The sequence below is a fragment of the Stenotrophomonas rhizophila genome (assembly GCF_003651185.1).
Classification (GTDB): Bacteria; Pseudomonadota; Gammaproteobacteria; order Xanthomonadales; family Xanthomonadaceae; genus Stenotrophomonas; species Stenotrophomonas maltophilia_Z.
On sequence record NZ_RCDC01000007.1, the window covers coordinates 284,349 to 311,147 of the forward strand.

Annotated in this window: 27 protein-coding genes; 11 read left to right on the forward strand and 16 right to left on the reverse strand. The window is 66.3% G+C overall.

From position 1 onward, the window contains the following. Positions 1 to 48 precede the first annotated feature (48 nt). Positions 49 to 1,452, forward strand: a complete 1,404-nt coding sequence (locus BCL79_RS17455) for a hypothetical protein (protein ID WP_121043341.1) — start codon at positions 49 to 51, stop codon at positions 1,450 to 1,452. Positions 1,453 to 1,466: 14 nt separating this feature from the next. Here BCL79_RS17455 and BCL79_RS17460 read toward each other — a convergent pair whose 3' ends face one another. Together BCL79_RS17460 and BCL79_RS17465 are read right to left on the reverse strand one after the other, a co-directional pair. Then, positions 1,467 to 3,242, reverse strand: a complete 1,776-nt coding sequence (locus tag BCL79_RS17460) for a peptide MFS transporter (protein WP_121043344.1) — start codon at positions 3,240 to 3,242, stop codon at positions 1,467 to 1,469. A 156-nt stretch (positions 3,243 to 3,398) separates the two neighbouring features. After that, positions 3,399 to 4,550 carry a DUF1624 domain-containing protein gene (locus tag BCL79_RS17465; protein ID WP_121043347.1) on the reverse strand — a complete coding sequence of 384 codons (1,152 nt, stop codon included), beginning with the start codon at positions 4,548 to 4,550 and terminating at the stop codon, positions 3,399 to 3,401. A gap of 222 nt (positions 4,551 to 4,772) precedes the next feature. On the opposite strand from BCL79_RS17465, the gene BCL79_RS17470 reads away from it, so the two are divergent. The 3 genes from BCL79_RS17470 to BCL79_RS17480 all read left to right on the forward strand — a co-directional run bounded on the left by BCL79_RS17470 (position 4,773) and on the right by BCL79_RS17480 (position 10,333). Further along, positions 4,773 to 6,743 carry an OPT family oligopeptide transporter gene (locus BCL79_RS17470; protein WP_121043350.1) on the forward strand — a complete coding sequence of 657 codons (1,971 nt, stop codon included), beginning with the start codon at positions 4,773 to 4,775 and terminating at the stop codon, positions 6,741 to 6,743. A gap of 148 nt (positions 6,744 to 6,891) precedes the next feature. After that, positions 6,892 to 8,955: an alpha/beta hydrolase family protein gene (locus tag BCL79_RS17475; RefSeq protein WP_121043353.1), complete on the forward strand. Its 2,064-nt coding sequence runs from the start codon at positions 6,892 to 6,894 to the stop codon at positions 8,953 to 8,955. A 133-nt stretch (positions 8,956 to 9,088) separates the two neighbouring features. Continuing rightward, a complete protein-coding gene (locus tag BCL79_RS17480; RefSeq protein ID WP_183073818.1) occupies positions 9,089 to 10,333 on the forward strand; it encodes a DUF819 domain-containing protein in 1,245 nt (414 codons plus the stop codon). Between the two features lie 14 nt (positions 10,334 to 10,347). On the opposite strand, the gene BCL79_RS17485 is transcribed toward BCL79_RS17480, so the two are convergent. Genes BCL79_RS17485 through BCL79_RS17505 form a run of 5 tightly spaced genes read right to left on the reverse strand, consistent with a single transcriptional unit; the run spans position 10,348 to position 13,383 of the window. Continuing rightward, positions 10,348 to 10,833, reverse strand: coding sequence for a hypothetical protein (locus tag BCL79_RS17485; protein WP_121043356.1), 486 nt, complete (start codon positions 10,831 to 10,833; stop codon positions 10,348 to 10,350). A 47-nt stretch (positions 10,834 to 10,880) separates the two neighbouring features. Then, positions 10,881 to 11,141: a cell division topological specificity factor MinE gene (gene minE / locus BCL79_RS17490; protein ID WP_017355894.1), complete on the reverse strand. Its 261-nt coding sequence runs from the start codon at positions 11,139 to 11,141 to the stop codon at positions 10,881 to 10,883. Between the two features lie 2 nt (positions 11,142 to 11,143). After that, on the reverse strand, positions 11,144 to 11,953 hold the full coding sequence (minD, locus tag BCL79_RS17495) for a septum site-determining protein MinD (RefSeq protein WP_088432112.1): 810 nt from the start codon (positions 11,951 to 11,953) through the stop codon (positions 11,144 to 11,146). Positions 11,954 to 11,988: 35 nt separating this feature from the next. Continuing rightward, positions 11,989 to 12,771, reverse strand: coding sequence for a septum site-determining protein MinC (gene minC, locus BCL79_RS17500; protein WP_121043359.1), 783 nt, complete (start codon positions 12,769 to 12,771; stop codon positions 11,989 to 11,991). Positions 12,772 to 12,786: 15 nt separating this feature from the next. After that, the gene (locus tag BCL79_RS17505; protein WP_088432114.1) at positions 12,787 to 13,383 is read right to left on the reverse strand and encodes a GNAT family N-acetyltransferase; all 597 of its coding nucleotides are present in this window, start codon (positions 13,381 to 13,383) and stop codon (positions 12,787 to 12,789) included. 138 nt (positions 13,384 to 13,521) lie between these two features. On the opposite strand from BCL79_RS17505, the gene BCL79_RS17510 reads away from it, so the two are divergent. The 5 genes from BCL79_RS17510 to BCL79_RS17530 all read left to right on the forward strand — a co-directional run bounded on the left by BCL79_RS17510 (position 13,522) and on the right by BCL79_RS17530 (position 17,904). Next, complete coding sequence (locus BCL79_RS17510) at positions 13,522 to 14,718, forward strand: sensor histidine kinase (protein ID WP_088432115.1); 1,197 nt, start codon at positions 13,522 to 13,524, stop codon at positions 14,716 to 14,718. Then, positions 14,718 to 15,359, forward strand: a complete 642-nt coding sequence (locus BCL79_RS17515; protein ID WP_019184539.1) for a response regulator — start codon at positions 14,718 to 14,720, stop codon at positions 15,357 to 15,359. The genes BCL79_RS17510 and BCL79_RS17515 overlap by 1 nt, the downstream gene beginning before the upstream one ends. A 313-nt stretch (positions 15,360 to 15,672) precedes the next feature. Further along, complete coding sequence (locus BCL79_RS17520) at positions 15,673 to 16,752, forward strand: SRPBCC family protein (RefSeq protein WP_121043362.1); 1,080 nt, start codon at positions 15,673 to 15,675, stop codon at positions 16,750 to 16,752. A gap of 104 nt (positions 16,753 to 16,856) precedes the next feature. Beyond that, the gene (locus tag BCL79_RS17525) at positions 16,857 to 17,228 is read left to right on the forward strand and encodes a DUF423 domain-containing protein (RefSeq protein WP_121043365.1); all 372 of its coding nucleotides are present in this window, start codon (positions 16,857 to 16,859) and stop codon (positions 17,226 to 17,228) included. Between the two features lies 1 nt (position 17,229). Beyond that, positions 17,230 to 17,904, forward strand: coding sequence for a DNA-3-methyladenine glycosylase family protein (locus tag BCL79_RS17530; protein ID WP_121043368.1), 675 nt, complete (start codon positions 17,230 to 17,232; stop codon positions 17,902 to 17,904). Positions 17,905 to 17,906: 2 nt separating this feature from the next. Here BCL79_RS17530 and BCL79_RS17535 read toward each other — a convergent pair whose 3' ends face one another. From BCL79_RS17535 to BCL79_RS17560, 6 genes are all read right to left on the reverse strand, one after another. Beyond that, complete coding sequence (locus tag BCL79_RS17535) at positions 17,907 to 18,419, reverse strand: hypothetical protein (protein WP_121043371.1); 513 nt, start codon at positions 18,417 to 18,419, stop codon at positions 17,907 to 17,909. Between the two features lie 27 nt (positions 18,420 to 18,446). Then, positions 18,447 to 19,256: a M15 family metallopeptidase gene (locus BCL79_RS17540; RefSeq protein ID WP_121043374.1), complete on the reverse strand. Its 810-nt coding sequence runs from the start codon at positions 19,254 to 19,256 to the stop codon at positions 18,447 to 18,449. 9 nt (positions 19,257 to 19,265) lie between these two features. Continuing rightward, a complete protein-coding gene (locus BCL79_RS17545; protein WP_121043377.1) occupies positions 19,266 to 19,808 on the reverse strand; it encodes a PH domain-containing protein in 543 nt (180 codons plus the stop codon). A 1-nt stretch (position 19,809) separates the two neighbouring features. After that, the gene (locus BCL79_RS17550) at positions 19,810 to 19,998 is read right to left on the reverse strand and encodes a DUF4177 domain-containing protein (RefSeq protein ID WP_121043380.1); all 189 of its coding nucleotides are present in this window, start codon (positions 19,996 to 19,998) and stop codon (positions 19,810 to 19,812) included. Then, on the reverse strand, positions 19,995 to 20,174 hold the full coding sequence (locus BCL79_RS17555) for an Arc family DNA binding domain-containing protein (protein WP_121043383.1): 180 nt from the start codon (positions 20,172 to 20,174) through the stop codon (positions 19,995 to 19,997). Before BCL79_RS17555 ends, BCL79_RS17550 begins: the two co-directional genes overlap by 4 nt. A gap of 87 nt (positions 20,175 to 20,261) precedes the next feature. Further along, complete coding sequence (locus tag BCL79_RS17560; protein WP_088432124.1) at positions 20,262 to 21,131, reverse strand: SPFH domain-containing protein; 870 nt, start codon at positions 21,129 to 21,131, stop codon at positions 20,262 to 20,264. A gap of 131 nt (positions 21,132 to 21,262) precedes the next feature. On the opposite strand from BCL79_RS17560, the gene purT reads away from it, so the two are divergent. Then, the gene (purT, locus tag BCL79_RS17565) at positions 21,263 to 22,450 is read left to right on the forward strand and encodes a formate-dependent phosphoribosylglycinamide formyltransferase (RefSeq protein ID WP_121043386.1); all 1,188 of its coding nucleotides are present in this window, start codon (positions 21,263 to 21,265) and stop codon (positions 22,448 to 22,450) included. 270 nt (positions 22,451 to 22,720) lie between these two features. On the opposite strand, the gene BCL79_RS17570 is transcribed toward purT, so the two are convergent. Both BCL79_RS17570 and BCL79_RS17575 read right to left on the reverse strand, forming a co-directional pair. After that, positions 22,721 to 23,926 (reverse strand): endonuclease/exonuclease/phosphatase family protein, encoded by a 1,206-nt coding sequence (locus tag BCL79_RS17570; protein ID WP_121043389.1) that lies wholly within the window; start codon positions 23,924 to 23,926, stop codon positions 22,721 to 22,723. 37 nt (positions 23,927 to 23,963) lie between these two features. Further along, complete coding sequence (locus tag BCL79_RS17575; protein WP_121043392.1) at positions 23,964 to 24,719, reverse strand: arginyltransferase; 756 nt, start codon at positions 24,717 to 24,719, stop codon at positions 23,964 to 23,966. A 154-nt stretch (positions 24,720 to 24,873) separates the two neighbouring features. Here BCL79_RS17575 and BCL79_RS17580 point away from each other — a divergent pair, with 154 nt between their 5' ends. Then, entirely contained in the window at positions 24,874 to 25,479 is a 606-nt protein-coding gene (locus BCL79_RS17580) for an EF-hand domain-containing protein (RefSeq protein WP_121043395.1), read from the forward strand. A 58-nt stretch (positions 25,480 to 25,537) separates the two neighbouring features. Here BCL79_RS17580 and BCL79_RS17585 read toward each other — a convergent pair whose 3' ends face one another. Continuing rightward, positions 25,538 to 26,746, reverse strand: coding sequence for an RNA polymerase sigma factor (locus BCL79_RS17585; RefSeq protein WP_259462207.1), 1,209 nt, complete (start codon positions 26,744 to 26,746; stop codon positions 25,538 to 25,540). Positions 26,747 to 26,799: the final 53 nt, after the last annotated feature.

A 26,799-nucleotide genomic window follows, 5' to 3' on the forward strand; every position in this document is an offset into this window, starting at 1 on the left:
CTCTCCTCAACGTCCCACCTGCGGCCTTTTTCGTGCTGGTCAGCGCGTTTGCTGCTTGTTCTGTTTTGCAATCCCTCCCGTGCGACCGATATCGATGACGGTCTGCAGTTGACGGTGGAGCAGGCGCTCATGATCGCAGTGCTCTCCGGCGAGGTGGACGAGAGGGCGATCCGGTTGCACGGGTTGATGCGGGGCAGCGAGCCCGTGGGGCCATTGAGCGAGCCCGACGCCGCGGTACTTCATCACACCGTCCAGTTACTGACAATGGGCAAGCTGATGACCGAAAATGTTGTCGCATTTGCGTACGGCAACCGGCTTGAGGGCACAGCGGCAGGTCGTCTACTGGCGGCATCGCCAGCATGGGGATTCGCCGGCGATGGCGCTCGTTGCCTGGCACAGGACGTCCGGCGCGAGCCTGTTGATGGCGCACCTGCCGCCGCCGCATCCACCGATAGGGTGGGATATCGCGTCCAGTACGTTTGCATCGCACCACATATGCACAAGAGTCGTGCGCTTGCACAGCTGATGACGGCTGTCGTGCAGGGACAGGCCGTACCATCGGTAGATGCACTGGAGCGGTCGATGTTGGCCGGCGAGCGCCGCGACGCGACCCGGCCTTGGTCTATCAGCGGCAGTCTCTCCTTGTCCAGCGATGCACACGGACGTAACTGGACGAGCAGTGGTGCCGTCGTGGGCGAACAACTGCTGGCGGAAATGGAGGTGCCGCCGACTGTGTGGATGCCGATGCCGGTGTCGCAGGCCGAATCGGTGCGCATGGCGGTGCGGGAACTGATGCAGCGCATGCAGGTTGCCGGAGAAGCGTCGGCAGACCTGCAGGATGCGATCGCCGCGCACTTCCTGCTGAGCTTTCCGGAAGTGTTGTGGGGTGCCGTGCGCGAGGACGTCACCGGGTTCGCGCGCGCAGTTGCCCGCCGCGCGGCCACGGCCGAATGTCGGGTGCAGGAGGTGCAGCAGGGGGAGGACCGGTATGAAGCGCACACCGTTCGCCTGGCGCAGGCAGCCTTGACATGCACGTTGCCCGCGCTGGAGTGGACGCTTGCACCTCTCGATGCCCACGGTAGTGATGCGACCGCCTTGGCGACACGCTATCGCCAGTTCCTTCAGCGCGCGGCGGAAACGATTGCCACGTCACCTGCCCATGTGGCCGCAACTGCAGTGGACCTTCAGCAGGTGCCCGGACCGAATGGCGACGCATGGCACGCCGAGCCAGGTGCTTTGCCCAAGCTGCTGCTGGAGGGCATCCTGCCCGCGCCGTTGGTGAAAGAACTCGGCGGCCTGGCCCTGAACGCAGATGCGCTCCATCCGGATATGCGTTTCGAGCATCTTGACGGGCGCAATCTGGACGAGTCTGGACGCGTGCTTGTGCGCCGTTTCCTTTATCAGCTGCGCGCGGCCAATGCGCAGAATGAGGTGACACTGCCGGAGCGCTGATTGCCGCGGTTCGGCTACTTCACCCCGTGCATCATCTTCTTCAGCAGCGGCGAGCAGATCAGCGCCACCGCCGCGCAGCCCAGGCCGATCCACATCAGCAGCCAGAACAGGTGTTCGTAGCTGGCGGCAGCGTTGGCGATATCCATGGTCTGGCCTTCCGGCACCTCGATCGCGGCGAGCTTGCCGAACAGCGCCGCCAGCGTTTCCGAGAACGCAGTGGCGAGGAACCAGGTGCCCATCATCAGGCTGACGACGCGCGGTGCGGCGAGCTGCGTGACCGCCGACAAGCCGACCGGTGACAGGCACATTTCGCCGATCTCCAGGATCAGATACGCCAGCACCAGCCACCACACGCTGGCCATCTGTCCGGTCGCACCCACGTGCTGGGCGGCCAGTGCCAAGGGCACGAACGAGAGTGCGGCGAAGATCAGCCCGATCGACGATTTGATCGGCTTGGACGGATCCATGCGGCGACGGTCCAGCCACGCCCACAGCATCGCAAACAGCGGCGCGAGTACGACCAGGAACAGGCCGCCGAGGTAGGTCAGCGAGCCGGCGGTCTGCGGGATCACCAGGCAGTCGCGGATCAGCATCACCAACATCGCGGCCACAATAGCGATGAACAGGTTGCGGGGCGCGGACGAACCCGGGTTTCGCTCCGACAGGCGCGCGGCCACCACGAAGCCCAGCGGCGCCAGCAGCAGCGAGGCGATCGACCAGGGCAGCGGGGTGCCGCCCTGGATCACCAGCGACGGCACCAGATCCTTGTTCAGCAGGCGATCGGTAAAGGTCACCCAGGAGCCGTAGGTCTGCTCGTACAGGGTGAAGAACACCAGGGCCATGAAGATCAGCGCCATCAGCGCGATCATCTGCTGGCGCTGCACCGGCGTGCAGCGGGTACCGGTGAACCAGGCGAACCAGACCAGCACGCCGCCGAGCACGACGATCATCAGCATCAGTGCCAGGCTGATTTCACCGCCGAGCGCGAACGCACCGTTGGCCGCGGCCCACATCAAGGCAGCGACGGGGATCACGCCGAGCACGGCCACCGCATAGATCAGCCATTCGCGGCGGATGCCGAGCACGCGCTGGCGCAGGGCCGGCAGGTCGGATGGTTCGGCGTGGCCCTGCAGATACTTCTGGCCCCACAGGAACATGCCCAGCCCGATCACCATGCCGATACCGGCCGCGCCGAAGCCGTACTTCCAGCCATAGGCTTCGCCGAGGAAGCCGCACACCAGCGAGGCGAACAGCGCGCCCAGATTGATGCCGGCGTAGAACAGCGAGAAGCCCGAATCGCGGCGCGGATCGTTCTCCGGGTAGAGCTTGCCGACGATGGTGGAGATGTTCGGCTTGAGGAAGCCCACGCCCATGATGATCAGGGCCAGCGAGAGGTAGGTGATGCCCAGGGCCGCGTCATCGCGTACCACGGCGCCGTCAATGCGGACCGCCGCGTGGCCTTCGAACGCCATGCCCAGATGCCCGAGCACCAGCAGCACGCCACCGAACACCACCGCCTTGCGCATGCCCAGCCAGCGGTCGGCGAGCAGACCGCCGAACACCGGGATGCAGTAGACCAGGCCACCGTAGGCACCGAGCAGGTCCAGCCCGGCCTTGTCGCCGAACAGGTGGTACTTGGTGAGATACAGCAGCAACAGCGCCTTCATGCCGTAGAACGAGAACCGCTCCCACATCTCGGTGAAGAAGCAGATGTAGACGCCCTTGGGATGGCCGAGGAAGTCGTCGGTAGCGGGGGAGGTTGCGGCGGCGTGCAGGGCGGCTGCGGTCATCGAGGGATCAGGCAGGGCGGACAAGGGGGCGAGTATAGGCCCGGGGTGACGGTGTATCCGTGCCGGGTCTGGCCGCTCCGCTGTCGGGGTGCGGGGCGCTCCGCTGTCGTAGTGCCGGCCGTTGGCCGGCAGCCTCAGCAGCCCGGCATCGCTCGCCTACAGATAGCGAAGCCACGCCAGATCCCGCCGCCGCGCCTTGAACCGCGCGAACGCTCTGGTCGGCCAGTACAGCGCCAAGGCCAGCAGCGCGGTGATCACCCACAGGCTCGCCACGTGGTCCACGGCGAAATACGCGCCGTGGGTGTGTCCCCAGCGTGCTTCGGCCAGCACGTACAGCAGCTTCAGCACGTACAGGTGCAGCAGGTAGAAGAACATCGGTGCCGCGCCGATGTCGGCCAGCGGCGCCAGCGCCCGGGCCACGCGCGGCGGCTCGTACAGGCGCAGCAACAGCAGGCCGATGCCCAGGGTGAGCAGCAGGAACAGCAGCGAAGGCGGGTACTTGGTGACATTGAAGACGCTCATCAGCGTGCTGCCCGGTGTGGCCAAGGACTGCCACGGGCTGTCGCCGTAGAGGTTCACCGCCCGCAGGATGACGAACGCCAGCAGCGCACCGGCGCCGGCCCTCCACAGGCGGCGCTGGCGCAGGAGCGCATCGCCACCGCGCGCGAACCACGGGCCGATCACCCAGCCCAGTGCAATGACGCCGATCCACGGCAGCACCGGGTAGGAGGCGCGCAGGCGCAGCCCGTCGGTCACGGTGATCCAGTCGCGCTGGTGCAGCACCTTCCACAGCACGACCAGCACCCCGTCGCCCTGCACGCGGATGCCATCGAGCAGGTTGTGCCCGGCGATCACGGCCAGCGCCAGCACCGCCAGCGCCCCGCGTGGCAGCCACAGCAGCCCGGCCAGCGCGATCATGCTGATGCCGATCGCCCAGATCACCTGCAGGTACATCACGCTGGGCGGGAACTGCAGCGTCCACGCGACATTGACCACCAGCAGCTCCAGCACCACCAGGAACAGGCCGCGCTTGAGCAGGAAGGCCGACGCGGCCCGGCGCCCATCCGGCTTGCCACTGGCGTACAACCAGGCCGACAGGCCGGTCAGCAGCACGAACACCGGCGCGCACAGATGCGCCAGCAGCCGGCTGACGAACAGCGCCGGCTCGACCTGGTCGACCGCCATCGGGTCGCTGACCTGCTGGTGCATGTAGAAGGTTTCTCGCACGTGGTCGAGCAGCATCAGCACGATCACGGTGCCGCGCAGCTGGTCGATGGAGGTCAGGCGGGAGGTGGGGGAATGCGTCACAGCAGCGCCGGTTGCTTGGTGCGATAGGATATAACATAACCAAATGGATGGGCCCGGCGCGCGACGTTGCCCAGTCCGGCGGGTCGCGGCGGCGGCGGCACGCGAAGGTCAACAGGGGCCTTGATCGGGTGGTGCAGGGTTGCCGGCCAGTGGCCGGCACTACTGGACTTGCCCGTACATGAACGCTAGCGTGGCAGGGATTTTTTGCCAGCAGAGGCTTCCATGAACAACGACGCTGCGCCACGCCAGCTCACTTTCCGCGCGGTGGTGCTTGCCATCGTGCTGGCGGTGATTCTGTCGGCCGCCAACGCCTACCTCGGTCTGTTCGCAGGCCTGACCATCGCCACCGCGATTCCCGCGGCCGTCATCTCCATGGGCGTGCTGCGCCTGCTCGGCGGTGGCACCATCCTTGAAAACAACATCGTCCAGACCGGTGCGTCGGCCGGTTCGTCGATCGCCGCCGGCGTGATCTTCACCATCCCCGCGCTGGTGATCATGGGCTACTGGCCGGACTTCAAGTATTGGTGGGTGCTGGGCATCGCCGGTCTGGGTGGCCTGCTGGGCGTGCTGTTCTCGGTGCCGCTGCGCCGTTCGATGATCGTCGAAGATCCGCTGCCCTTCCCGGAAGGCAAGGCGGCCGCCGAAGTGCTCAAGGCCGGTGAGAACCCGGGCCCGGGCCTGAAGATCCTGGCGGTGTCGGCGGTGATCGGCGCCTTCGTGAAGCTGGCGGCCGAAAGCGGCCTGCGCCTGATTCCGGATGCCTGGGCCACCTCGGCCTACGTGGGCAGCTCGAAGATCACCGCCTTCATCGGCACCAACCTGTCCCCGGCGCTGCTGGGTGTGGGCTACATCGTCGGCCTGAATGTCGGCATCGTGGTGGTGTCCGGCTCGATCCTGACCTGGCATATCGCCATTCCGCTGTACCAGATGTTCTTCATGAACACCGATCCGGCGCTGGCCGCCTCGATCGCCACGGCCAGCTCCACCGAGGCGGCCTTCGCCATCTGGGGCGCGAAGATGCGTTACCTGGGCGTCGGCGCGATGCTGATCGGCGGCGTGTGGACCCTGATCTCGTTGCGCAAGTCGCTGCTCAATGGCGTCAAGAGCGGTTTCGCCGCAGCCCGCAAGAGCGGTGGCCCGGCGCTGGCGCACACCGAGCGCGACCTGCCGATGAAGTGGATGCTGGTGGCCCTGGTGGTGTTCACCCTGCCGCTGCTGGCGCTGTACCAGGCCATCGTGGGCCAGTGGCATGTTTCGATCCCGATGACGCTCATCATGATCGTCGCCGGCTTCCTGTTCGTCTCGGTCTCGGCCTACCTGGCCGGGTTGATCGGTTCGTCCAACAACCCGGTCTCGGGCATCACCATCTCCACCATTCTGTTCGCCTCGGCGGTGCTGGTGGTGTTGCTCGGCGCCGACGGCCTCAAGCCGGTTGGCGTCGGCGGTGCCCCGCTGGGTGCGGTGGCCGCGATCATGATCGGCGCGGTGGTGTGCTGTGCGGCCGCGGTCGGCGGTGACAACCTGCAGGACCTCAAGGCCGGCTACATCGTTGGCGCTACGCCGTGGAAGCAGCAGCTGATGCTGGGCATCGGCGCGTTCTCGTGCGCGCTGATCATGGCCCCGGTGCTGAACCTGCTGGCCACCGCCTACGGCATCGGCGTCAAGTCCGAGCTGCATCCCAACGCGCTGGCCGCGCCGCAGGCCAACCTCATGGCCTCGGTGGCCAAGGGCCTGTTCGGCGGCGAGCTGCCGTGGACCTTCATCGGTATCGGCGCCGTGGTCGGCGCGGCGATCATCGCTTTCGACAGCTGGCTGAAGTCGCGCAATGCACGCTTCCGCGTGCCGGTGCTGGCCGCGGCGATCGGCATCTACCTGCCGCTGGAGCTGATGGTGCCGATCTTCCTGGGTGGCCTGATCGCCTACCTGGTGGAACGCTTCCACAAGGTCCGCGGCGACGACGAAGAAGGCCGCGACCGCGTGCACAAGCCCGGCGTGCTGTTCGCTGCGGGCCTGATCACCGGTGAAGCCCTGATGGGTATCGCGATCGCGGTGCCGATCGTGATCAGCAGCCGCGCGGACGTGCTGGCGCTGCCGTTCCACCTGCCGGGCGCGCAGTGGATCGGTCTGGCCGTGCTGTTCCTGGTCGGCTGGTTGATCTACCGCACCGGCAAGCGCGCGGTGGGTTCAGTCTAAAAAGTCTGCATCTGCGTCATGGCAAACCCCGCTCCGGCGGGGTTTGTCGTTTCTGCCTCCCGTCGAACCACCGGCATGACCGATGGCCTTTGCATCGGTGGCCCCTGCGGCCCTACCATCGGCGTTTTGCCGTTCCGCGGAGACCCCGATGAAACTTCGTTACGCCCTGCTGCCGTTGTGCCTGCTGACCGCGATGCCCTCGCTGGCGGCCACGCGTGGCCTGGATGTGCGCGACATGATCGCGCTGGATCGGGTCTCCAGCCCGCTGCTCACCGCCGATGGCGGCAATGTGATCTTCGCCAAGCGCGTGGTCGGTACCGACAGCAAGGCCAGCACCGGCCTGTACATCCGCAACCTGCGCACCCGGGATCTGGCCCCGCCCAAGCCGCTGACCCCGGCGGGCTGGAACGTGAATTCCGCTGCGCTTTCGGCCGATGGCCAGACCGTGTATTTCCTGAGCGCCAAGAACGGCAGCCAGCAGCTCTACGCGCAGCCGACCACCGGCGGCACCCCGCGCCAGCTGACCGATTTCCCGGTCGATGTGGACAGCTTCCACGTCTCCCCGCAGGGCGACCGCGTGGCCTTCAGCAGCGGCGTGTTCCAGGACTGCGGTTCGGACCTGGCCTGCACCAGCAAGAAGCTGGACGCGCACAAGGCACGCAAGAACACCGGTGAAGTCTTCGACACTCTGTTCGTGCGCCATTGGGACACCTGGGCCGATGGCCGCCGCAACACGCTGTTCGTGGCGCCGCTGCCGGTCGCCAAGGCCGCAGCGGTGAAGGGCGCCTCGGCGATCAGCGCGACGCTGGCCGGCGATGCACCGTCCAAGCCGTTCGGTGGCAATGACGACTTCACCTGGTCGCCGGATGGCAAGAGCGTGGTCGCCGCGATCCGCGTGGCCGGCAAGCAGGAGCCGTGGTCGACCAACTTCGATCTGTACCGCCTGGATGCCGAGGGCAAGCAGGCCCCGGTCAACCTGACCGCGGCCAACCCGGCTTGGGATGCCGGCCCGGTGTTCAGCGCCGACGGCAAGACCCTGTACTACCGCGCCATGAAGCGCCCCGGCTTCGAAGCGGACCGCTTCGGCCTGATGGCGATGGACGTGGCCACCGGCAAGACCCGTGAGATCGCACCCAAGTGGGATCGTTCGGCCGGCGAGATCGTGCTGTCCGGTGACGGCACCCTGATCTACACCAGTGCCGACGACATGGGCGAGCACCGCCTGTTCGGCGTCGACATCGCCACCGGCACCGCCGAAGTGGTGGCCGACGGCGGCAGCATCGGTTCGCCGGTGATCGCCGGGACCACCCTGGCGTACACCAGGAACAGTCTGAAGAGCGGCGATCAGATCATCGTGGCCGCCTTCGATGGTGCCAACCCGCGCGAGATCACCCCGAGCGCCGGTGAGATGCTGCCCGACGTCGCCTTCGGCGATTACGAGCAGTTCCAGTTCAAGGGCTGGAACAACGAGACCGTGCACGGTTACGTGGTCAAGCCGTACAACTACCAGGAAGGCAAAAGTTACCCGGTCGCGTTCCTGATCCACGGTGGCCCGCAGGGCAGCTTCGGCAACGGCTGGAGCTACCGCTGGAACCCGCAGACCTACGCCGGTCAGGGCTACGCGGTGGTCATGATCGACTTCCACGGCTCCACCGGTTACGGCCAGGCCTTCACCGATGCGATCAGCCAGCACTGGGGCGACCGCCCGCTGGAAGATCTGCAGAAGGGCTGGGCTGCGGCACAGAAGCAGTACCCGTTCCTCAACGGCGACAAGGCGTGCGCCCTGGGCGCCAGCTATGGCGGCTTCATGGTCAACTGGATCGCCGGCAACTGGAACGAGCCGTGGAAGTGCCTGGTCAACCATGACGGCGTGTTCGACCAGCGCATGATGGGCTACGCCACCGAAGAGCTGTGGTTCACCGAGTGGGAGCAGGGTGGCACGCCGTACGCGAAGGCCGCCAACTACGAGAAGTTCAACCCGGTCAACCACGTGGCCGACTGGAAGAAGCCGATCCTGATCGTGCACGGCCAGCTCGACTACCGCATTCCGGTGGAGCAGGGCCTGGCGGCGTTCACCGCTGCGCAGCGCCAGGGCATCGAGTCCAAGTTCCTGTACTTCCCGGATGAGAACCACTGGGTGCTCAAGCCGCAGAACAGCGTGCAGTGGCACGACACCGTCAACGGCTGGTTGAAGCAGCACATCGGCGAATAAGCCGGTTTGAAGCGCCGCCCCCAGGGGCGGCGCTTTGCTATCGGTGGTGCCGGTCATTGGCTGGCGGTTGTATCGCGCGTTCCACATCCATGAGGTTGCCGGCCAGCGGCCGGCACTACGCAGGCCATCCCCCGTGAAAGCACCCGCCCTGATCCAGAACGATATCGTCGTCTTCGGCTTGATCGCTGCCACCCTCGGTGCCGTGTTCTGGACCGCCTCGCGCGAGCAGGGGCTGTGGAAGCGGTTCTATACCTACGTGCCCGCGTTGCTGCTGTGCTACCTGATTCCCGGCGTGTACAACACCGTCGGCCTGATAGATGGCCAGAACACCCATCTCTACAACCCGGTCGCGCGCGACATCCTGCTGCCCGCCGCTCTGGTGCTGCTCACCCTGGCCGTGGACATCAAGGGCATCCTGCGGTTGGGGCCGAAGCTGATCGTGATGTACCTGGGCGCCTCGCTCAGCATCATGATCGGCGCCGTGGTCGCCTTCCAGTTGATGAAGTGGCTGCACCCGGCGACGGTCGCCGGTGACACCTGGGCGGGCATGGCGGCGCTGGCCGGCAGCTGGATCGGCGGCGGTGCCAACATGCTGGCCATGCGCGAAGTGTTCGATGTCAACGCGACCACCTTCGGGCAGTTCGCGGTGGTCGATGTCGGTGTCGGTTATGTGTGGATGGCGGTGCTGATCTTCATGGCCGGGCGCGCGGCAAAGATCGATGCGCGCAGTGGTGCCGACACCTCCGGCATCGATGCCCTCAAGCTGCGCATCCAGGCGTTCCAGGCACAGCATGAGCGCGTGGCCAGCCTGACCGACCTGATGCTGATCGTGGCGGTCGCCTTCGGCGTGGTGGGGCTGTCGCACGCGATCGCCGGGCCGGTCTCGGCATGGTTCAAGGGGCATGTCGCCTGGGCCTCGCAGTTCAGCCTGGATGCGCCGTTCGTGTGGGTGGTGGTGATCTCCACCACCTGCGGCCTGGCGTTGAGCTTCACCCGTGCGCGCAACCTGGAAGGTGCCGGTGCCTCCAAGCTCGGCTCGCTGCTGCTGTACTTCCTGATCGCCTGCATCGGCATGCAGATGGACCTGCTGGCACTGCTGGACCGCCCGTGGCTGTTCCTGCTCGGCCTGATCTGGATCGCGGTGCACATCGTGCTGCTGTGGGCGCTGGCGCGCGCGCTGAAGGTGCCGTTCTTCTACTTCGCGATCGGCTCGCAGTCCAACATCGGCGGGCCAGCCTCCGCGCCCGTGGTGGCGGCGGCGTTCCATCCTTCGCTGGCGCCGGTCGGCGTGCTGTTGGGCACGATGGGCTACGCCACGGGCACGTATCTGGCGTACATCGTGGGCATCACCCTGCGCGCGATGGCAGGGCAGGGCTGACCGCACGTGCGGATTTACGCAGGAAGAAGACCGCGTTCGACCAGCCACGCCTTTGCATCTTCCGCATCCTGTTCGAACCACGCCTTCGTCGACCCCAACCGATACGTATACCCCCAAGCATCCATGTCCAGCATCAGGCGGTCGCTGCCCACACCAGGCAGTCTTCCGGCCAGCACGATCTGCAGGTAACAGGTGGCGTCTTCTTCGGGCACCGAATCGGTGGCATCGGTATGCACCAGCGCACGCCGCTCCGGCGGCAGCACGATCAGGTGACAGGCTTCGTGCAGCATCGAGTGCACGGGGGTGTCATCGCGGACGTACACGTCGCTGCCGATGATGCCGGCTTCGGGTTCGCCCCAGTAGCTGCCCGGAATCGGCGCACCATCGGCCACACGATGCAGGTGCAGATCGTGGGTGGCGAGCAGGGCGAGGGCATCGTCGAAACGGATATCGCCGACGCGGGTGACCTGCGGTTCGGCGGTGGGGGCAGCGTCGTTCATGGGTTACCGCTCAACCGCCCCTTCCAACGCGGAAGGGGCGATGTCGATCAGGGCTGCTGCGGGCCTTCCGGCAAGGCGACGGAGATATCGAGCACATCGTGCTCCCCGTCCTTGACCAGATCGACCTTGACCGCATCAGCGTCGATGTTGACGTACTTCTTGATCACTTCCAGCAGCTCGCGCTGCAGCAGGGGCAGGTAGTCCGGGCCGCCGCGGTGGCTGCGTTCCTGCGCGATGATGATCTGCAGGCGGTTCTTGGCCGTTTCGGCAGTGGTCTTCTTCCGGTTCAGGAAATCGAACAGTCCCATGCTTACCCTCCGAACAGCTTGCTGAAGAAGCCTTTCTTCTCCACGGTGGTGAAGCGCATCGGACGCTCTTCGCCAAGGATGCGGCCCACCGCATCTTCGTATGCCTGGCCCGCCGCCGATTCGGGGTCCAGAATGACTGGCTCGCCCTTGTTGGACGCATTGAGCACGTCGCCCGATTCGGGCACCACGCCAATGGCCTTCAGGCCCAGCACTTCTTCCACGTCGGTGATGCTGAGCATCTCGCCGCTTTCCACCCGTACCGGGCTGTAGCGCGTGAGCAGCAGGAAGGCCGGCACGTTCTTGCCGGATTCGGCCTTGTGGGTCTTCGAATCGAGCAGACCGATGATGCGGTCCGAGTCGCGCACCGAAGACACTTCCGGGTTCACCACCACGACCGCACGGTCGGCGTAGTACATCGCCAGGAACGCGCCCTTCTCGATACCGGCCGGGGAGTCGCAGATGACGTACTCGAAGCCGTCGGCGATGAGATCGTCGAGCACCTTGCGCACGCCTTCCTGGGTCAGTGCGTCCTTGTCGCGGGTCTGCGAGGCAGCCAGCACGTACAGGTTGTCGAAGCGCTTGTCCTTGATCAGGGCCTGCTTGAGGGTCGCTTCGCCGTGCACGACATTGACGAAGTCGTACACCACGCGGCGCTCGCAGCCCATGATCAGGTCCAGGTTGCGCAGGCCGACGTCGAAGTCGATCACCGCCACCTTTTTGCCACGACGTGCCAACCCGCAGGCCAGGCTGGCGCTGCTGGTGGTCTTGCCGACGCCGCCCTTGCCGGAGGTGACTACGATGATTTCAGCCAAAGGATTTCTCCTGATTCTTCTGTTTGGGGGCTGCGTCAGTCCAGCGCAGCGATCTTGATCTGGTCCTGTTCCAGCCACACCTGCACGGCCTTGCCGCGCAGGGAGTCCGGAACATCGTCCAGTACCTTGTAGTGGCCGGCAATGGCGACCAGTTCAGCGTGGAATTCACGGCAGAAAATGCGCGCCGTGGTGTTGCCTTGGGCACCTGCCAGGGCACGGCCCCGCAGCGTACCGTAGATGTGGATGCTGCCATCGGCGATCACTTCGGCGCCCGCGCCGACGGTGGCCATGACGGTCAGGTCGCAGTTTTCCGCGTACAGCTGCTGGCCCGAACGGACGTTGGCGGTCTGCATGCGGCCCGGCTTGGGCGCGCCTCCGGTGGCGACAGCGCTGGGCGCCGGCGCCGCAGGCACGGCAGCGGCGGCACGCGCACGGCGCGGCGGCGGTTCGGCGACCGGCACGCGCGCAGGCGCCGGCTCGGCCTCGGCGCGCTCGTACTGGGCGCGGAACTTGGCCAGCAGCGGCAGGCCGAGCTGCTGGGAAAGCAGGTCGGTTTCGGTGGTGCCGTAAGCCAGCGCAACCGGCAGCACGCCGGCCTTGCGCAGGCCGTCCAGCAGCGCCTTGGCGGTCGCCACGTCCGGCATCCTGCTCAGCCCGCCGAAATCCAGGATCACTGCCGCACGCCCGAACAGCTTCGGCGCACGCGCGACACGTTCCTGCATTTCACGGGTGAGGCGCTCGACATCGAGGGTGCGGATGCGCAGATTGGCGATGCCGACCTGGCCGATCTTCAGTTCACCGGCCTGTTCAAAATCCATGTTCGCCGCCACCGATCAGGTCCCCGTCTGCTGCTGCACGCGCAGCGGCTCGCGGCGATGGCCCACCCAAGGCACATCCGGCAGCTGATCGCCGTAGGTGTCGTGCACCCACTGGTAACTGCACAGGTCCTTGAGCAGCATGCTGGCGCGCACATCCACGTGGGCCATGTTGTTCTGCCCGACCTCGCGGAAGCCGAAGCTGCCGTGGAAGAGCAGGGCGGCATCGGCACCGTGATCCAGGAACACCTCGCAGGTCAGCTGCGGGTAGCGCAGCTCGGCGTAGCTCTGCGCATCGGCATAGAACGCACGGCCAACGCCGCCGCCGCGGCGGCGGCTGGCGACCACGATGCGGTCGATATAGAAGAATTTGCTGTCAAGCTGCTGCTTGAACCAGGCGAAGTTGCTGCTGTCGTGCTGGCTGTCGCTGCCGAAGCCGATCAGGAAACCGGCCAGGTTGCCGTCGCGCTCGGCGACGCGGAAATACTCAGCGCTTTCATAGAACAGACGCAGGCGGGCGGCATCCAACGGCAGGATGGCCAGGCCGGCATTGTTGTTCAGGGCCAGGACGGAATCGAGCTCGTGCTCGCGCACGTCGCGGATGACAATCGACATTGTGACTCCGTGGGGTAACGCGGTTGGCCCATCGAGGGGCCCTCGGTCCGATTATTGCATGGGTGGCTTCCCCCCGCGAGCGGACAGGCATGACTTCTGTGGGAGTGCAGGGGAACAGGTTCAGCCTACTATGCGTCCATGTTGGGATACCTCAGCCACACCCGAGTACTGCGACTGGCCGGCCTGTTCACCTGGGTCATGGTCGGACTTCCTCTGGTTTACTCACAGTACGAAGCACTGCTGCGCCGCGGCGGAGGCGTCGATGCCTGGGCGCTGTGGCTGTTCGCGGCGTACCTGGCCTTCGGCGCCGGCTACTTCTGGCTGACCCGCGGGCTGCGCAACGGCGGCCACTCGCGCTGGTACGACCGGGTCATGCTGGTGCTGCTGACCGCGTCGGCGCTGGGCGTGAGCTATCTGAGCGGCTCCGGGCTGGGCAGCATCCTGATGATGGTCGCCGCCGGCGTCATCCCGTGGATGCTGCCGGTGCGCGGTGGCGTGATCTGGCTGCTGCTGAGCCAGCTGGCGGTGCTGCCGGTCTACTACCTCATCCTGAATTTCTCCCTGTTCGAAGCGGTGATGCAGTCGCTGCTGTATGGCGGCTTCTCTATGTTCATCTTCGTGACCAGCCTGGTGGCGCGGCAGCAGACCGATGCCCGTGAAGAGCAGCGCCGGCTCAATACCGAGCTGCGCGCCACCCGTGTGCTGCTGGCCGAAAGCGCCCGCGTCAACGAACGCACCCGCATTTCCCGCGAGCTGCACGATCTGTTGGGCCACCACCTGACCGCGCTCAGCCTGAATCTGGAAGTGGCCGGCCACATCACCGAAGGCCAGGCCCAGGAACACGTGCATCAGGCCCATACCCTGGCCAAGCTGCTGCTGACCGACGTACGCGAGGCGGTCAGCCAGCTGCGCGACAGTGGTGCGATCGACCTGGCCGCCGCGCTGCGCCCGCTGACCGAGCAGGTCCCCTCGCTGGAGATCCACCTGGATATCGACGAGCCACTGAGCGTGGAAGATCCCGAGCGCGCGCACGTGCTGCTGCGCTGCACCCAGGAAATCATCACCAATGCGGTGCGCCACGCCGGCGCGCGCAACCTGTGGATCAAGGTCCGGCGCGAGGCGCCTGGCATCGTGGTGCTGGAAGCGCATGATGATGGGGTGGGCGCCGACGGTATCGTGGTCGGCAATGGGTTGCGCGGGATGCGCGAGCGCCTGCAACAATGCGGTGGTGAGCTGCAGATCGAAACCCGCCGGGGACAGGGCTTCCGCCTTCGTGCCTCGGTACCCGGCGTGCCAGTATTGATGCTGACCGCTGTCATTGAAGGAGTGCGTTGATGATTCGCGTCTGCCTGGTCGACGACCAAACCCTGGTGCGGCAGGGGATCCGCTCGCTGCTGGCGCTCGATGACGGCATCGAAGTGGTCGCCGAGGCCGCCGATGGCCGCCAGGCAGTCGAGGTGGTTCCGCAGGTCCGCCCTGACGTGGTCCTGATGGACATGCGCATGCCGGTGATGTCCGGGCTGGAGGCGCTGCAGATGCTGTCGCGGCTGAACCAGCTGCCGCCGACCATCATCCTGACCACCTTCGATGACGACCAGCTGGTGCTGGCCGGGCTGAAGGCCGGCGCCAAGGGCTACCTGCTCAAGGATGTGACCCTGGACCAGCTGGTGGGCGCGATCCGGACCGTGGCCGATGGCGGCTCGCTGGTGCAGCCGGCGGTGACCCAGCGGCTGCTGTCGGGCCTGGAGCACATGCGCAACGAGTTCGTGAGCCTGGACCGGCCGGACCCGTTGACCGACCGCGAGACCGAGATCCTGCGGCTGATGGCCAGCGGCTTCTCCAACAAGGAGATCGCCAATTCACTGGGCGTGGCCGAGGGCACGATCAAGAACCACGTGTCCAACATCCTCTCCAAGCTGGGCGTGCGCGACCGTACCCGCGCCGTGCTCAAGGCCTTCGAACTGCAGCTGGTCTGAGCCTGCGGACCCGGCGCCAGCCTTCGGGCGGCCACGGGTTCGCAGGTAATTTATGAATTCTGTGAAACCCTTGCAGCGCAAGCGATGCAGGGGGATTTTTGGTCCCAGCGGCCGAATCCGGCAAAGAAATATTGTCCATCCGCTACGTGCTGACACGCGCGATGCGTTATCTTTCCGCTCCTTGTCTATGCAAAACCGCTGCCGACATGGAAACCGGTGTGCCAACCCTGATCAACAACACCGGCGAAGCCTGCTAGGATTGGCGCTTCGCTTCAATCAACCCGGCCGTGGGATCGGCCCCGGAGACTCCTGAATGACCCGTATTATCGAGTTCCTGATCGCCTTGGGGATCGTGGCTGGCCTGTTCGTCATCATTGGCGTATGTCTGCCGGGCGAGCGCCATATTTCCGAAAGCATCGAGACCAACCGCAAGATGACGATCGTGTACGACACGGTCAACAGCCTGCGCCGCTTCAAGGACTGGAACCCGCTCTTGCTGCGCGATCCCGCCGTTGAACTGAAGTACTCCGGCCCCGCTGCCGGCGTCGGCGCACGCCTGGACTACGCCTCCAAGGAAAGCTCCTTGGGCGAAGGTAGCTGGGTGATCACCGAGTCCGAGCAGAACAAGCACGTGGCGATCGAGATCGAGGACGCCTCCAAGGGTCACGACAAGACCACCCGCTTCACCCTGGAGCCGACCGGCAAGGGTGGCCGCAACGTCAAGATCACGCAGGACTACAGCGTCAAGTACGGTTTCAACCTGTTCGGTCGTTACGCTGGCCTGTACGTCAGCCGTCACGCCGGTGACGACCTGAAGCTGGGTCTGTCGCGCATGGCCAACATGCTGGCCACCGTGCCGAACGTGGACTACCGCACCGCCGAAGCCCCGCTGACCGATCTGGCCATCGTGGACGTCCCGGCCGAGGACCTGCTGGTCGTCACCGCCGGCAACGTGGACCGCGGCCAGGAGACCATCACCAAGTCCATCAAGGACAACCAGGAGTGGATCAAGCGCGTCATGGAGGCCAACAACCTCGAAGCCGCCGGTCCGTTCCGCATCATCACCACCGATTTCGGCGCCGAGAAGTACGCCTTCGACGTGGCGCAGCCGGTCAAGAAGAAGGGTGCTGAAGGCGCGACTGCCGAAGCCCTGACGGTGAAGATCGACGGTGGTGCACCGGTCAAGTACGTGCATGTTGCTCCGCACCGTTCGGCCCACGCGGCCTACACCGGCCACATGGCCGGCCTGGACATCGCCCGCAACGCTCTGCGTGCGTGGTCGGTGACCGGCGGCAACGAAGTGATCGACCGTCCGTACGAGTCCTGGAAGGACGGCGTGGAAAAGTCGTTCACTCCGGAAGGCACGTACGACATCTACTGGGCCGTCAAGTAATCCGACGGTTGCCGTGATGTAACGCACGACCTGAAACGCGCCGCTTCCTGCGGCGCGTTTTTTTTTGGGCTCCGGCAGCGGAGCACTGTCTGAAGGACGCAAGCATGCTCAACCTGGAACGACGCACGCGCAAACCCTCCCTGCTGGCCGGCCTGGGCGGCCTGCTGGCGGCCACCGGGGTCGGTCTGTCGGCCTACGCCTCGCACGGCATCGCCGATCCACTGGCGCAGTCGCATGTGACCACCGCGGCCTTGTACGCGTTCGGGCACGGGGTGGCGCTGGCCGTGCTCGGCCCGACCCAGCAGAACACGCTGGGTCGGCTGGCCCTGTATGTCCTGCTGATCGGCACGCTGCTGTTCTCCGGCAGCCTGGTGGCTGGCGCGTTGTGGACGCTCAGTACGCAGTTGGCACCGGTCGGTGGCACCGCGCTGATGGTCGGCTGGCTGGCCTACGGCCTCAACGCGCTGAGGCGCTGACATGCCCCGCTACCGCCGCGGTTTCGATGTCGATGAGGCGCATGACTGGCTGAGCCGGCGCGACCGGCGGCTGGGCACGTGGATGAAGCGGCTCGGCCCGATCCAGGCGCCGCCCGGCTGGGCGAAAACCTTTGATCCGGTCGACGCGCTGGCACGGGCGATCCTGTTCCAGCAGCTCAGCGGCAAGGCCGCCTCGACCATCGTCGGGCGGGTGGAGACCGCCATCGGCAGCACCCGCCTGCACGCCGATACGCTGGCGCGCATCGATGATGCCGGGCTGCGGGTCTGCGGGGTCTCGGGCAACAAGGCGCTGGCGCTGCGAGACCTGGCGCGTCGCGAGGCAGCGGGTGAGATCCCCGACCTGCGTCGGATGTCGGTGATGGACCACGACGCGATCATCGACGTGCTGGTCCCGATCCGCGGCATCGGCCGCTGGACGGTGGAGATGATGCTGATGTTCCGGCTCGGTCGCCCGGACATCCTGCCGGTGGACGACCTCGGTGTCCGCAAGGGCGCCCAGCGCGTGGACAAGGCCGAGCGGATGCCGACCCCGAAGGAGCTGCTCGCCCGCGGCGAGAAATGGGGCCCGTTCCGGACCTACGCGAGCCTGTACCTGTGGCGGATCGCAGATTTCACGGTGGATCCGAAGGCGACGACCAACCGCTCGCAGGGGTGAGGCTACGCGGCCGGTGGCTTCGGCGCGAAGGCCGGGTCGTCGCTGATTCGTGCCCGCGCTGGCTGGCGCTTCTTCGCCGCAAGGTAGCGGTGATGGTGGAAGGTGGCGAAGGTGCCGCGGAGGACCACGACCCCGATCACCAGCATCATCCCCATCCTCCGAAGCGTGTCTGTCAGGCCTGCGGTGTCCTGCCTCAGATGCATCACGAACACCCATGCCCACAACGCAGCGGTCAGGCAGGCCGCAATCCGGCTGCGTTTGTAGACCCCCACTGCCAGACCCAGGTAAACGCAGCCGACCATCGCAGCAGCGATGAAGTTCATCATGGCGAACACGTGCCGGTTCGTGACCCACGTCCAGCCGCCCGTGGCGAGGGTGAACACGGTGAGTCCCGCGCCCAGTAACCAGAGCTGCGTGACTGGCCTGGTGATCCCGCTCGGCACCTGTTCCCAGTGCGGTGCCGTTGGCGGGGTGGGGGGAACCTCACCGGCCTGGTAGGGATTCTGATCGTCCATGGTCGCCCTCCTTGTGGGTCGCGCTGGTCAGGGTATGGCGTCGTGCCAGCACCAGTGCCACGGTTCGTAGACAATCCCATGCGGGTTGTCGCGCGGGTAGCTCAGCTGGAACCCGAAGCGACCGGCATGCTCGCCCAGCCACGCGAACGCGGCAGTCGACTCGAACGATTCTTCCGCCGGCGGTTCGCCGGGTGTGCCGATATCCAGCGCGTAGCCGCTGTGGTGCTCGCTGTAGCCCGGCGCGGCGTTGACCTTGAGGATCTCCTCCACGCTCAGCCCGCGGTTGCGTTTGCGGGCGAATATCCCGAGCTGGTAATCGTGGCTGCGGTAGCCGGAGATCGCCTCCAGGGCGATGCCATCGGCAGCGGCCCGCGCGCGCAGGCGTTGCCAGCTGCGGGCGGCGTCACGCTGCAGCCAGAGTGGCCGCCGGTAGCGGTCGAAACCGGCCAGGTGCAGCTGAGCCGGTTCGGCTTCCAGCGCCAGGCCGCTCGCGGCCTCGTAGGCATCGGCATCAATCCCGAGGGTTTCGAGGCGATGCTGCAGTCCACTCAGGGGCAGCACCGCATCGGGCGCGCTGCCGCGGCGGCGATCCAGCACCTGGCGGTCCAGCGCATCCAGTGCCTCCTCGATGCCCGGCTCGCGCATCAGGCGCGGCACCAGTGGCAACACGCCGTGGGCGGTAGCGACGGCGAGGTAGCGCCCATCGCGCTTGCGCCGCAGGACCCACTGCGCGCGAGCCAGGGCGCGCGCGTCGGCAGAGCCGCGTGCACGCAGCAGGCCGCCAGGCCACAGTTCGATCTCGGCGGTGTTGATCAGCAGGGCAGGGGATCGGCGCATGCTGCCAGCTTAGTGCGCGCGCGGCGGTCCGGCCAGCGCCTGCAAAGCGTCGAGGAGAATGCGGGGACGTTCCGGGCTGATCACCAGGGCGCTGCCATCGCGCAGCGGCAGGTGCAGAACGCGGATGCTGTCGGTGATCAGGCAGAACGCCTTGCTGCGATCGGCCATGCGGTAGTGCCCGGACTGGAAGCCCGGTACGCCGTAGCCGTTGGTCTTGATCGAGGGCTTGTACCGGCCATGCTCGGCGAAGTCGACGATGCGCGCCTCGTCCAGACGCATCGCGCTGACCGGCACGCGCTTTCGGTAGAAGGTCGACAACACCTCCAGCGTGTCCTCATGCAGCACGATGCGACGCCGGCTGTAGGCCCAGGTCAGTACGGCTGCCAGCACGGCCAGGAAGGGCAGCGTGACCATCAGCTCGGTGTGCGAACGCTCCGGTGCGTCCAGCGCGGTGCCGACCATCACGCCGGCGACGAGCAGCAGCGGAACCCACAGCCACAGCAGTCGCCAGCCCGGCGATGGGGCAACCTCGAAGGGATGAGGTGCACTCACTTCATGCCTCCTTTTTGAAGATCAGTACCGACGTCGTGAAGGGAGGTGCCGACACCAGGCTGATCGCGTTGACCAGCTCCCAGCCGAGCTGGCCCTGCCGGGTCAGTTCCTCCTGGATCTGCTCGGCGTTGACGATCCCCATCAGGTTGGGTTTCACTTCAACGGTGAGATAGCTCCAGCGCCTGCTCATGATTTGCTCTCCTTGTCGGCGGTGGGTTTGGGAAGGCGTCCGGCCTTGCGCAGGGCATCGCGCAGCACGTATTCGATCTGTGCATTGAGGCTGCGCAGCTCGTCGTCGGCCCAGCGCTGCGCCGCCGCCAGAACGTCGGCATTGATACGCAGCGGGTACGCTTTCTTTTCGGTCATGCGGGGTCCTTTATCGACAGCGCGTGCCGTCCCCTCGGCGCCGCGTTGCGGTGGTAGCTGCCGACCCTGGGTCGGCACGCTGGTGCATCAATACAGCGAACCGGCGTTGACCACCGGCTGGGTGCCACGATCCGAACACAGCACGGTCAGCAGATTGCTCACCATGTGCGCCTTGCGCTCTTCATCGAGCTGGACCACACCGTTCTTCTGCAGTTCGGCCAGGGCCATTTCGACCATCCCGACCGCACCGGCGACGATCCGCGTACGTGCGGCGATGACCGCATTGGCCTGCTGGCGTTGCAGCATCGCCTGGGCGATTTCCGGGGCATAGGCGAGGTGGCTGATGCGCGCATCGATCACCTGCACGCCGGCATCGGCCAGGCGCTCGGCCAGCTCGTCCTTGAGGTGCTGGGAGATCTCGGCGGCATGGCTGCGCAGCGACAGCTGGCCTTCTTCGTGCTGGTCATACGGGTAGCTGGTCGCCATCGCGCGCAGCGCCGATTCGGACTGGATATGCACGAAGCTCTCGTAGTCGTCCACGTTGTAGACCGCTTCGGAAGCATCCACCACCTGCCACACGATCACCGCGGCGATCTCGATCGGGCTGCCGTCGAGCTCGTTGACCTTGAGCTTGCCGCTTTCGAAGTTGCGCACGCGCTGGCTCACCTTGACCTTGGTGAAGAACGGATTGTTCCAGCGCAGGCCGTTCTCCTTGACAGTGCCGACGTACTTGCCGAACAGGCTGACGACCACCGCCTGGTTGGGCTGCACGGTATACAGGCCGACCAGGCTGAGCAGGGCGGTGGTGGCCAGCACCAGGCTGCCCACGATCAGCGCCGGGTTGCGGTTTCCCTTGTCCACCCCGACCACGAACATCCACACGGCCACCGCGGTCAGGGCCAGCACCAGCAGCAGGAAGGGCAGGCCGGACAGCGAGCGGATCGACTTCTCTTTCATGGCAGGGCGTCCTTGGGTAGTTGATTGGAAGATATCAAATTGATATCACTTCGCAAGTGCCGCCCCAGCCGGCCACGCGGCGGCGGCACCGGCTAGAATGCCCTCCCGCCCCTGTTGCCCGGAACATCGCCATGTCCACGCTCGGTACGCCGCTGTCTCCTTCCGCCACCCGTGTGCTGCTGCTGGGATCCGGCGAACTCGGCAAGGAAGTCGCCATCGAGCTGCAGCGGCTGGGGGTGGAGGTGATCGCTGCCGACCGCTACGCCAACGCGCCGGCGATGCAGGTTGCACACCGTTCGCACGTGATCGACATGCTCGACGCCATGGCGCTGCGCGCGCTGATCGCACTGGAGAAGCCGCATCTGGTGGTGCCGGAGATCGAGGCGATCCATACCGAGACGCTGGTCCAGCTGGAACAGGAGCAGGGGCTGCGGGTAGTGCCGACTGCGCGTGCGGCACGCCTGACCATGGATCGTGAAGGCATCCGCCGGCTCGCCGCCGAGACCCTGGGTCTGCCGACCTCGCCGTACCGGTTCGTTGATACCGACGCCGAGTACCGCGCGGCGGTCGCTGCGATCGGGCTGCCGTGCGTGGTCAAGCCGGTGATGTCCTCCTCGGGCAAGGGCCAGAGCACGCTGCGTCAGGAGGCCGACATCGCGCCGGCCTGGGAGTATGCGCAGACCGGTGGCCGCGCCGGTGCCGGGCGCTGCATCGTGGAGGGCTTCATCGATTTCGAGTACGAAATCACGCTGCTGACCGTGCGTCATGCGGGCGGGACGTCGTTCTGTGCGCCGATCGGGCACTGGCAGAAGGATGGTGATTACCGCGAGAGCTGGCAGCCGCAGCCGATGTCGCCGCGTGCGCTGGCGCGGGCGGAGGAGATTTCGCAGGCGATCACCGATGAGCTGGGTGGCTGGGGGCTGTTCGGGGTCGAGCTGTTCGTGAAGGGCGACGAGGTGTGGTTCAGCGAGGTGTCGCCGCGGCCGCATGACACGGGTCTGGTGACGTTGGCCTCGCAGGAGTTGAGTGAGTTCGCGCTGCATGCGCGCGCGATTCTGGGGCTGCCGATTCCGGTGATCCGCCAGAGCGGTCCGTCGGCGTCGTGTGCGATGTTGGCACACGGTGAGGGTGTGCCGTTCTTCAGCAATGTGGCCGCAGCCCTGGTGCATCCGGATTCGGCGCTGCGCCTGTTCGGCAAGCCGAGTGTGCACGGGCATCGCCGGGTGGGGGTGACGTTGGCGCGCGGTGGGGATATCGAGGAGGCGCGGAAGATTGCGCGTGAGGCGGCTGAGGCTATCGGGATCGAGTTGCGGTCTTGAGGTGGGTTTGAGGCCCAAGCCTAAGCCGAAGCTGGCGCCTTGGTTGCTGTCGGTCTGAGGCGATCGGGCAGCCCGATGCAGGACACGCCGTAAACCCATCCTTGGGGGCTCGTAGTGCGGCATCCATGCCGCACACGGTCCTTCATCGGGCTGCCCGATCACCTCTTCGTGGAGGGTCGGTTGGGCGGATCCAACGGCGGGGCATAAAATGGCAGGACAAAAAAACGGCGAGCCTTGGCTCGCCGTTTTTCGTTGAATACGGAGCAGACTTTATTTCAGGTCGACCCACACCAGGTGGTGGTCGCTGCCGTCGGCGATTTTTGCTTCCGGGCTGTCATTGGCGGGCCAGAACACGCCGCTGCCGATGTAGCTGAAGCCGACCGAGGGTAGGACGTAGTCCAGGCGCATGGTGCCGGATTTCGGGCCGAAGTCGCCGGTGGCGTGGAAGGGCGCGCCTTTGCGGGTGATGCCTTTCTCGGCATAGGCCAGGCTGGTCTGTTCGGCGCCGACGCTGCGCGGGGTGGGGTAGCGCAGGACGCGGGGGTTTTCGATCAGTTCGACGATCGCTTCGTGGCGGCCGTCGCCGTCGACCGGGTCGTTGTTGAGGTCGCCGAGGATGACGAAGCGCGCGTCCTGCGCGAGGCCGCCGCATTGGCCGCGGTCATCGCACAGCCATGAAGTGTCGCGGTCCTTGAGGTAGTCCTGCCACAGGCGCAGTTCGTCGTGGTTGCGGGCGGCGTTGCGCTTCTCCGGGCCGTCGAAGACCGGCGGGGTCGGGTGCGAGACCAGGGCGTGTACGGTGCCGTTCGGGGTGGTCACCGGCACGTCCCAGTGCGATTTGGAGGACAGGCGCAGCTGCGACCAGACGTGGTCGTTGTAGAAGGATTTCCCGGTACGCGGGTCGATCGGGCGCAGGGCGCCGGGCATCGTGCTCCACTTCAGCAGCTGGAAACTGCGGACCTTGGCATCATCGATCGGGTAGCGCGACAGCACCAGCATGCCGTACTGGCCCGGGTGCAGGCCGTAGCCCCAGGCATCGTTGCCACGGGCGCGGCCTTCGCCGCCGATCTCGCCGTTGTTGTCCAGGTCCAGGCCGCTCTGCACGCCGGTGTTCACCGGGGCGAGGTAGCGGTAGGCGTAATGCAGCGGCTCACCGCCGCCCGGCTGGGCGGCTTCCAGGTAGCGCTGCTGGAAAAGGTCGGCGGCGCGATGGGCGTCGTCGTAATCGAACTCGTTGAGCAGCACCAGATCCGGGCGGACCTGCTGCAGGACGGCGGCAATCTTGCGCGCGTGTTCGCTGTCGCCTTCGAGCTCGGCGATCAGCCCGCCGGTCTCGTCGCTGTACAGGGAGGTGTTGTAGGTGGCGATCCGCAGCGGTGCGGAGGCGGTATCCGGCATGGCGGCGGTCTTGGCAGGGGTCTGGGCGCAGGCGCCGCAGAGCAGGGCCAGGGCAAGGATCAGGGGATTGGCTTTCATCCGCCTATTTTGCACCCGGCGCGGTGTCAGTGATGCGTCAGCGGCCGTCCAATTCGTCATCGAAGGCGTGCCAGCGGCGGCCGTCATAGGCCTCCAGCGGGCGGAACCGGCGCTTGTAGTCCATCTTGCGGTGGTCGCGGATCCAGTAGCCCAGGTACAGGTGCGGCAGCTGCTCGCGCTGGGCCCAGGCGATCTGCTGGAGGATCGCGAAGGTGCCCAGGCCGCGATGGGCCTGGTCCGGATCGAAGAAGGTGTAGACCGCCGAGAGTCCTTGCGGGGTCACATCGGTCACGGCGACCCCGAGCAGCGGGCCGCGATGGCCGTCCTCGCCCGGGGCGCGGATTTCGATGAAACGCCCCTGCGACCAGCGCCCGATCAGGAACTGGTCGAACTCGTGCGGGCCGTGCTCGTCCATGCCGCCCTGCGCGTGCCGGTGGGACAGGTAACGGTGGTACAGCGCGAACTGCTCTTCGGTCTGTTCGGCGGCGACGATACGCACTTCCAGATCCGCATTGCGGACCAGGCAACGACGCTGGCTGCGGTCCGGTGCGAAGCGGGCCACGGGGATGCGCACGGCTACGCAGGCGTGGCAGTCCGCGCAATGCGGGCGGTAGACCAGATCCCCAGAGCGGCGGAAGCCCCAGCCCAGCGCCATCGGGTACAGCGTGCCCAGGCGCGGATCGTTGGGATCGAGCACCAGATCGCGTGCGGCCCGTTCCGGCCAATAGCCACAGGGGTGGTCACCGGTCTGGAACAGTCGCAGCTCGTCGTCGCGGTCGCCGTGTATTGCCATGCCCACAGCATAGCCCCGTGCCGTCGCAGCCGCCGCGACTGTCTGCCAAATGAACACGGCTGGCCGGGCTGTCAACGGTGCTGGCGCCCACGCGTTGTTACCGGTGTGGGTGCCATGCACCGCACGCAGTTTCCCTCACAAACCGGAGTTACCCATGCGCAACCGCAAATCCCTCCTGCTGCTGGCCCTGCTGCTGTCCACCGGTGCTGCCGGCCTGGCGGTCGCTGCCGATACCCCCGCCGCCGCTGACAAGCCGGCCCGTGCCAAGCTGGACACCAATGGCGATGGCTTCATCGACCGCACCGAAGCGGCCAAGTCGCCCCGTCTGGCTGCGCAGTTCGACACGCTCGATGCCAACAAGGACGGCAAGCTCTCCCGTGAGGAACTGCCGCGCTGGCACGGCAAGCGCCACGGGCGTGGCCCGGGTGGGCATGGCGACTGGATGGCCAAGCTGGACACCAACAAGGACGGCCGCATCAGCCGCGAGGAGGCCAAGGCCGACCCGCGCCTGGCCGGGCGCTTCGATGCGATGGACGTCAACAAGGATGGTTACCTGGACAAGGCCGACCGCGAGCTGCGCATGAAGCAGCATCGTGATGCCTGGTTTGCCGCAGCCGATACCAACAAGGACGGCCAGCTGAGCAAGGCCGAGTTCGATGCGGCCAAGGGCCCGTTCGGTGGCCCGCGTGGTGATCATCGCGATGGCAAGCATCGCGATGGCAAGCCGCCGATGCCGCCGAAGGCACCGGCCACGAAGTAAGCGGTATGGCGGTGGTGTGTAACGAAAGCGCCGGTCATCGACCGGCGCTTTTCGTCCATCAGATGCGGCCGTTCCTGTACATCGCCCAGACGATGGTGCCGATCACCACAAGGTTCATCACCCACACCGCTTTGCGGCCGTAAAGCGACTCGTATTTCCAGTTCGGACCGGTGCGCCCGTGGCGGGCCGCGTCGCGCGCGATCATCGGCGCCATGATCCGCTGCAGCGGACCCAGACATTGATAATTGACCAGTCCCAGTCCGATGACGAGGGCCATCACCGGGGAGTACCAGCCCGGCTGAAGGTAGGTCAGGGCGAACACAGACATGCAGACCAGCATCGCAGTGAAGGTGCTGTAGTGGACGAACCTGCGGATCGCTGCGCGCTCGCTTTCGTTCTCGGCATATGAGAGCAGATAACGGCCGCCCAGGTAGCTGCCCAGCACGCCGCCGACCATGCCGCCGATGATCGCGCCCCAGGCGAGATCCGGTGGAAACACCTGTGTCTGGCTGGCCGCTGCCGTCAACGAGCCCATTGCCGCACCGCCGGAGACACTGGCACCGCCCAGGCCGAGCTTCCCGGTGCCCAGCCCGGTGCCCAGCAGGATCGCAGCACTGGCCGTGCCCGGGGCGGCGACCAGCACCATCGATACGACGGTCGTGGCGAAGGCGGCACTCGGCGCGCTGCTGCGGGCGAAGTCGCTGAAGCGACGCAGCATCTCCTCACGGACGGTGGCACGTGCACGCGACAGGCGCTTGCGCACGGCGGCATCACTGAGCCCGAGCAGATCGGCGACCTGCTGCGAACTCTGACCTTCGCGGTAATAGAGCAGCAGGGTTTCGCGGCTGTCTTCCGGCAGCGCCGAGATGATGTCTTCGGCGGCCAGTTCTTCCTCTACCCGTTGCAGATGATCCGGGGCACTGGGGCTGGGGTCGGCAGCCATGTTGATGGCGATCTCGGCGGCCTCGCCGGACAGCGGGCGGCCGCGGTTGGCGCGCAGCCAGTCACGGGCGAGATTGCGGGTGATCTGGCGCAACCAGGGCAGGAAGCTGGCATGGCTGTGCAACTGGTTGAGTTGCTGCCAGGCCTTGATGAACGCTTCCTGCGCGATGTCCTCGCTGGCATGCACATCGCGGGTGATCGCCAGCGCGATCGCGGTGACCGTGTTCTGGCAGGCCAGCACGATGCGGCCATACGACTGCTGGCAGCCGCCTGCGGCAGCGGGCAGCTCGCGTTCGAGCGTGGTGGTCAGCGGATGCGTCGTCACGATGTCCTCCCCCGGGGATGGTCCCATCATGACGCGTGCCGGCCCCGGATGTG